The organism is Enterobacter cloacae complex sp. P47BA, assembly GCF_014930485.1.
GTDB lineage: Bacteria > Pseudomonadota > Gammaproteobacteria > Enterobacterales > Enterobacteriaceae > Enterobacter > Enterobacter bugandensis.
In genome coordinates, this window is the sequence record NZ_JADBRF010000005.1 from 206,091 (window position 1) to 212,557 (window position 6,467).

5 protein-coding genes are annotated in these 6,467 nt (G+C 55.3%); 1 reads left to right on the forward strand and 4 read right to left on the reverse strand.

Annotated features, from left to right (window positions below; genetic code table 11):
* Positions 1-22: 22 nt before the first annotated feature.
* The 4 genes from sixA to IM299_RS08050 form a co-directional block, all read right to left on the reverse strand.
* The gene (gene sixA / locus IM299_RS08035) at positions 23-508 is read right to left on the reverse strand and encodes a phosphohistidine phosphatase SixA (RefSeq protein ID WP_003861375.1); all 486 of its coding nucleotides are present in this window, start codon (positions 506-508) and stop codon (positions 23-25) included.
* 209 nt (positions 509-717) lie between these two features.
* Entirely contained in the window at positions 718-2,865 is a 2,148-nt protein-coding gene (fadJ, locus tag IM299_RS08040) for a fatty acid oxidation complex subunit alpha FadJ (RefSeq protein ID WP_193357284.1), read from the reverse strand.
* Complete coding sequence (fadI, locus tag IM299_RS08045; RefSeq protein WP_193357285.1) at positions 2,865-4,175, reverse strand: acetyl-CoA C-acyltransferase FadI; 1,311 nt, start codon at positions 4,173-4,175, stop codon at positions 2,865-2,867. Before fadI ends, fadJ begins: the two co-directional genes overlap by 1 nt.
* A 246-nt stretch (positions 4,176-4,421) precedes the next feature.
* Complete coding sequence (locus tag IM299_RS08050) at positions 4,422-4,706, reverse strand: YfcZ/YiiS family protein (protein WP_028013973.1); 285 nt, start codon at positions 4,704-4,706, stop codon at positions 4,422-4,424.
* A gap of 372 nt (positions 4,707-5,078) precedes the next feature.
* On the opposite strand from IM299_RS08050, the gene fadL reads away from it, so the two are divergent.
* Positions 5,079-6,359 carry a long-chain fatty acid transporter FadL gene (gene fadL, locus IM299_RS08055; protein ID WP_041908871.1) on the forward strand — a complete coding sequence of 427 codons (1,281 nt, stop codon included), beginning with the start codon at positions 5,079-5,081 and terminating at the stop codon, positions 6,357-6,359.
* Positions 6,360-6,467 lie beyond the last annotated feature (108 nt).

Consider the following 6,467-nt stretch of genomic DNA (forward strand, 5'->3'; position numbering starts at 1 on the left):
CCCCGCCCTGTCACACGTCACGTCAGATGGCTTTTGCCATCTTCAGGTTGCACGGGCTCATTTGCCAGTTGAAGACCCCTTTGCCGGTTTCGTCGAGAGTGACGTTGGCAATGGCGGAAGTGGTGAACATTGGCGGCGTTTCGCCCGGGCACAGCTCAGATACCAGATAGCCGACCAGCGGCAGGTGGGAAATGACCAGTGCGGAAGCGACACCTTCATTGCACAGCGCCTGAAGGTAAGCGCTGACCAGACCGACATCGCCGCATGGCGTCAGCTCAGGGAGAACGTCCACGCTGGATGGCAGGTTCATACACTCCCCTACCACGTCCAGCGTCTGTTCTGCACGCAGGAACGGACTCACCAGAACGCGTTCAATGTCCACTTTTTGACCTTTAAGCCACGTCGCCATTTGACGGGATTCGTCACAGCCACAGACGGTTAAAGGACGTACTGAGTCACTGGCGGCATCGAGTGCCGCGTCGCCGTGACGCATGATAAAAACTTGCATATTGCACCGCTTTTGTTAACCAGAATCACCGGCGTTAACTACCCGCGATTAATGCTCTGAGGTAGAAAACCCGATGGCCGGGCATTGTGCCTGATCCATTCGGTGAATGAAACGCTGTTTTTTACCTCAATGGCGTAAGTATAGTCAATCTCTGTTTACAAAATCGCCAGAACAGGTTCATTCACCTCAGGATTTACCCTTCTTTGACTTCAGTTTACGAAATCAGTTTCCCTTGCAGGCCAGAATGTCTGGCCCCGCTCCGCCATCTGCAATAATTCGTCACACGGTGTAAACCGCGGACCGTATTGCGAGGCCAGACGTTGCAAAATGACAATCACTTCACCCGCACCGAGCGTATCCATGTAACGGAACGGGCCGCCAAGGAACGGCGGGAAACCAATACCAAATACCGCGCCGATGTCGCCATCGCGTGCGCTCTTGATCACCTGTTCACCAAAGCAGCGCGCCGCTTCATTGAGCATCATCATCACGCAACGTTCTGCGCACTGAACGGCAGACAGTCTTCCCTGACCGGTGGCCGAAATAAGCCCATAAACCGAAGGGTCGACCTGTTTCTTGCTTTTACGCCCTTTCGCGCCGTAAAGATAGAAACCGCGTTCATTTTTTCTGCCTTTGCGATCGTCCTTCAAAATTGCAGAAACAATGTTTGCAGGCGGGGTAAAACGATCGCCATAAGCCGCTTCCAGCACAGGTATAATTTTAGTGCCGGTGTCTATTCCCACCTCATCCAAAAGTTGGATTGGACCGACGGGGAAGCCAAACTTTACGAGCGCCTCGTCGACGTGCTCGATTTTCTCCCCTTCCGTCAGCAGCCGCATCGCTTCGTTGATATAGGGTGCCAGAATACGGTTGACGTAGAAGCCAGCCTTGTCCGCGACCACAATAGGGGTTTTACCCTGTTTTTTCGCCAGCTTCACCACGGTGGCGATGGTCTGCGGGCTGGTCGTGGCGTGCGGGATCACCTCCACCAGCGGCATTTTTTCGACCGGACTGAAAAAGTGCAGACCAATGACCTGCTCCGGACGAGCAGCTTTCGCCGCGATATCGCCAATCGGTAAAGACGAGGTGTTTGAGGCAAAAATAGTGTGCGGCGCGCAATGCTGCTCCACGTCAGCCACCATCTGCTGCTTAAGCGCCAGGTCTTCGAATACGGCTTCAATCACCAGGTCCCGGTGTGCAAAACCGCTGTAATCCGTCGTGCCGGAGATCGTCGCCAGGGTTTTATCACGCTCGCTTGCCTTGATATGGCGGCGTTTGACCTTCCGATCAAGGTTCTGCCAGCTGTACTGCAGCGCGTGGTTGATGCCCTTTGCGCTGATGTCTTTGATACGCACGGGCAATTTGCCTTTGCTGGCGGTAACAAACGCGATTCCGCCGCCCATCAGCCCACCGCCCAGCACGCCAACGGCGCGCAGCGGCGCAGGCTCTGCCTCGCTGCCCGGATCTTTTTTCACCTCAGTACTGGCGAAGAAGATGCTGCGCAGCGCCTGCGACTGCGGCGTCATCGCCAGTTCGCCAAAGGCTTTGGCCTCAGCGGCATAGCCGCTGCTGCTGCCCTGCGACAACCCGGTTTCCATCACTTCCAGAATGCGCTTTGCCGCCGGGTAGTTGCCTTTGGTTTTTTGCTCGGTTTTTTTGCCCACCATGTTGAACAGGAGCGCGCGCCCCAATGGCCCTGCCAGCACGCGCTCGCGTACAGGGAGAGGACGTTTTGTCTGACGTCCCTTCAGCGCCAGCTCAACGGCAGCGTCCAGTAGAATGGTGTGCGGAACGACGTCGTCAACCAACCCCACTTTCAGTGCCTGACGGGGGCGTAGCTGCTTGCCGGTTAAGATCATCTCCAGGGCGGTGCTAACCCCAACCAGACGCGGCAGACGCTGTGTTCCACCCGATCCCGGCAGCAGGCCTAACTGCACTTCTGGCAACCCTAAAACGGTTTTCGGATCGTCAGTGCAGATACGGCTGTGACAGGCCAGCGCCAGCTCCAGCCCGCCGCCCAGGCAGGCACCGTGGATCGCGGCAATAACCGGAATCGGCAGAGCGTTGATTTCAGCCATCACCTGCTGTCCCTGACGCGCCAGATCTTCAGCTTCCTGCGCGCTTTTCGCTCGGGCGATCATGTTGATATCGGCCCCGGCAATAAAGTTATCCGGCTTAGCCGAGATAAAGACCAGACCACGAATCGCTTTATTTTCGCGGATCTGCTTGAGCATGGCGCGAACCTGAGTGCCGAATTCAGCCTTCAGGGTATTCATCTTTTCATCAGGCACATCAATAGTGATAACCGCGACGTTATCGAGGCGAACCGTCAGATTAAATGCAGATGGCATATCCATTATTCAGCCTCCAGAACCATTGCTGCGCCAAGGCCGCCCGCCGCGCAGGCGGTGACGAGACCAAACCCGCCGCCGCGGCGACGGAGTTCGTGTAGTGTCTGGGTGATCATTCGCGCGCCCGTGGCCGCAAACGGATGGCCATAGGCGATCGACCCACCCAGCACGTTGAATTTGCTCTGATCCACTTCGCCGGTGGCATGGGCGCGGCCCAGCACGTCGCGTGCAAAACGCTCGCTTGCCAGCAGCTGGACGTTTGCCAGGGTTTGCGCGGCAAAGGCTTCGTGCATATCAATCAGGGTTAAATCCGCCAGGGTTAGCCCCGCGCGATCCAGCGCCAGCGGCGTGGACCACGCCGGACCTAACAGCATGTCCTGCCAGACATCAATGGCGGTAAAGGCATAGCTGCGCAAATAGCCCAGCGGCGTGATACCCAGCTCTTTTGCACGCGACTCCGTCATCAGGATCACCGCAGCAGCACCATCGGTCAGCGGCGTACTGTTGGCCGCCGTCACGGTGCCGTGCTTGCGGTCAAACGCCGGGCGCAGTTTGGCGTAATCCGCCAGCGTCGAGGTGCCACGAATATTGTTGTCTTCAGTAAGAGGCTCTCGATAGGGAGGCGTGTAGGCGGTCATGACCTCGTCGGTGAGTTTGCCCTCCGACCAGACTTTCGCTGCCAGCTGATGCGAGCGATGCGCCAGCGCATCCTGCTGCTCGCGGGTGATGCCGTAGGTTTTGGCCATCTGCTCGGCGGTATCGCCCATTCGCAGGCCAGTCGAGTATTCCGCGACGGCAGGTGGCACGGGCATGAGATCGCGCAGGCGTAAACGCGAGAAGAGTTTGAGCTTCGCACCAGTGGTGCGGGCTTTATTAGCATCCACCAGAATGCGGGCCAGCTTTTTACTGACGCCAATCGGCAGTACGGAGGAAGAATCGGCGCCACCTGCGATCCCGGCGCGAATGGTGCCCGCCATCAGACTTTCCGCCACGTTTGCTACCGCCTGGAAGCTGGTCGCGCACGCGCGGCTGACGCTGTAGGCATCGGTATGAACGTTCATACCGGTACCGAGAACAATCTCACGCGCAATGTTAGGGGCTTCAGGCATCTGTACCACCTGGCCGAAGACCAGCTGTTCGATGACCTCAGGCGGAATTTCGCTGCGAGCCAGCATCTCCCCCACTACCATTTTCCCCAGATCGACAGCCGGTATACCGTGAAACGCCGTCGCCTGACGTGCAAACGGCGTACGCAGACCGCTGACAATGGCAATGCGGTCACCTTGTCGGGTGATTAGCGGTAATGCCTGACTCATAACCTTCCCCTGTGAAAAATTTTACATGACTATAAAGTGGTCTGACCTGATAACAGTCTTAACCATTTTTTTACATTCAGCCAATCGGGGAAGCTTAAAAATGCGAGGTAAAACACAGAGAAAAAAAAGAAAATGCCCCTGCATGGCAGAGGCAATTGTGCGGTTTGTTGCCGGGTAGCGACGGTGCCTTACCCGGCCTACACGATCGTAGGCCCGTGCAAGCGAAGCGCCGCCGGGCAAAAAGGATTAACGCAGACCGAGCTGGAAAATCAGCGTTTCAGCTTCGCAGGCAAACACAAAATCGATATCCAGCTTCACGCCGCCGTCCACTTCCGTGAAGGTAGATTTGATTTCACACGGATCGGACTCCACATCACGCGCGCGCTTGCTCAGCGCGGCCAGCGTTTCTTCGGCTTCGGCGCGGTTGGTGAACACACGGCTGTAAGACGCGGTGCAATCGGTGTTGTCCATGATGGTGCCAACATCCATACAGCAGCAAACCGGGGTTTCATCAGCACTGCATTTACTCATAGCTCAATTTCCTCTGTATTCGCGCAGCGCGCGAGATAAACACGATGCTGATATTTTACGCCCCAGCGCTGGCTCTCTCCAGCCGTTAATGGCGCAAAATCGGATAAGTGACCGATATCACACTAAAAAATGATCTAAAACAAAAACCACCCTTTTGAGTGCGCCGCGATGGTCACAATTTTGCCAACCAGATCTCGTTTCAAGAAACATGTTTGAAAATATTAATAAACAAACTTGCAACATTCAGGCTGGTCGGACCTATACTCTGGCCACTGGTCTGATTTGTCTGTCATACCTCAGACCCTACACTTCGCGCTCCTGTTACGGTATGTAACAATTATTGAATAAAAATAACTCAATGAGGTTATGGTCATGAGCCAGAAAACCCTGTTCAACAAGACTGCGCTGGCAGTCGCAGTGGCAATCGTCTCTACTTCCGCCTGGTCAGCGGGCTTTCAGCTAAACGAATTTTCTTCCTCTGGCCTTGGCCGCGCGTATTCAGGGGAAGGTGCAATCGCTGATGATGCGGGTAACGCAAGCCGTAACCCTGCATTAATCATGATGTTCGATCGCCCGACCTTCTCTGCTGGTGCGGTGTATATCGATCCTGATGTCAACATTTCCGGCACGTCACCTTCTGGTGCGAGCCTGAAAGCAGATAATATTGCGCCAACGGCGTGGGTACCTAACCTGCACTTCGTTGCACCAATCAATGAACAATTTGGCTGGGGCGCATCCGTCACGTCTAACTATGGCCTTGCTACCGAGTTCAATAACAACTACCCGGCAGGCGAATACGGCGGTAAAACAGACCTGACAACGCTAAACCTGAACCTGAGCGGTGCTTATCGTCTGAACGACAGCTGGAGCTTCGGTCTGGGCTTTGATGCCGTCTACGCCGATGCAAAAATTGAGCGTTACGCCGGTGAACAAACGGCTCGCCTGCCGAAAAACAGCAACAAAATTGCCAGCCTGAAGGGCGATGAGTGGGGCTATGGCTGGAACGCCGGTATTCTGTACGAGCTGGACAAAAACAACCGCTGGGGCCTGACCTATCGTTCCGAAGTAAAAATTGACTTCGACGGTGATTACAAGAGCGGCATCCTGACGCCGGTCAACAGCCTGGTCCCTGGTGCGGGTACCACTATCCCGTGGGGGACTTCCGGTCAAACTGTCCCTGGCTCACTGTCACTGCATCTGCCAGAAATGTGGGAAGTCTCGGGTTACAACCGCGTAGCGCCACAGTGGGCTATTCACTATAGCCTGGCCTATACCAGCTGGAGCCAGTTCCAGGAGCTGAAAGCGACCGGCACCAACGGTCAAACGCTGTTCTATAAGGACGAGAGCTTCCACGACGCCTATCGCATTGCGTTGGGTACCACCTATTATATGGATGATAACTGGACATTCCGTACCGGTATCGCATTCGATGACAGCCCGGTACCGGCTGATAAGCGCTCCATTTCCATTCCGGATCAGGACCGCTTCTGGGTGAGTGCTGGTGCAACCTACGCGTTCAACGAGAATGCTTCTGTCGATGCGGGCGTATCTTATATGCATGGCCAGAAAGTGACCTTCAAGGAAGGCCCGTACGAATTTACCTCTGAAGGTAAAGCCTGGCTGTTCGGTACTAACTTCAACTACGCGTTCTAATCGCGCAGGGTTCAAAAAAGGTGAGCGTTGCTCTAATGCCGATCAGTTAAGGATCGGTTGACCGATCCAGTGGCTGTGTAAGAATCCGGAAATGTTTACCCGTTTCCG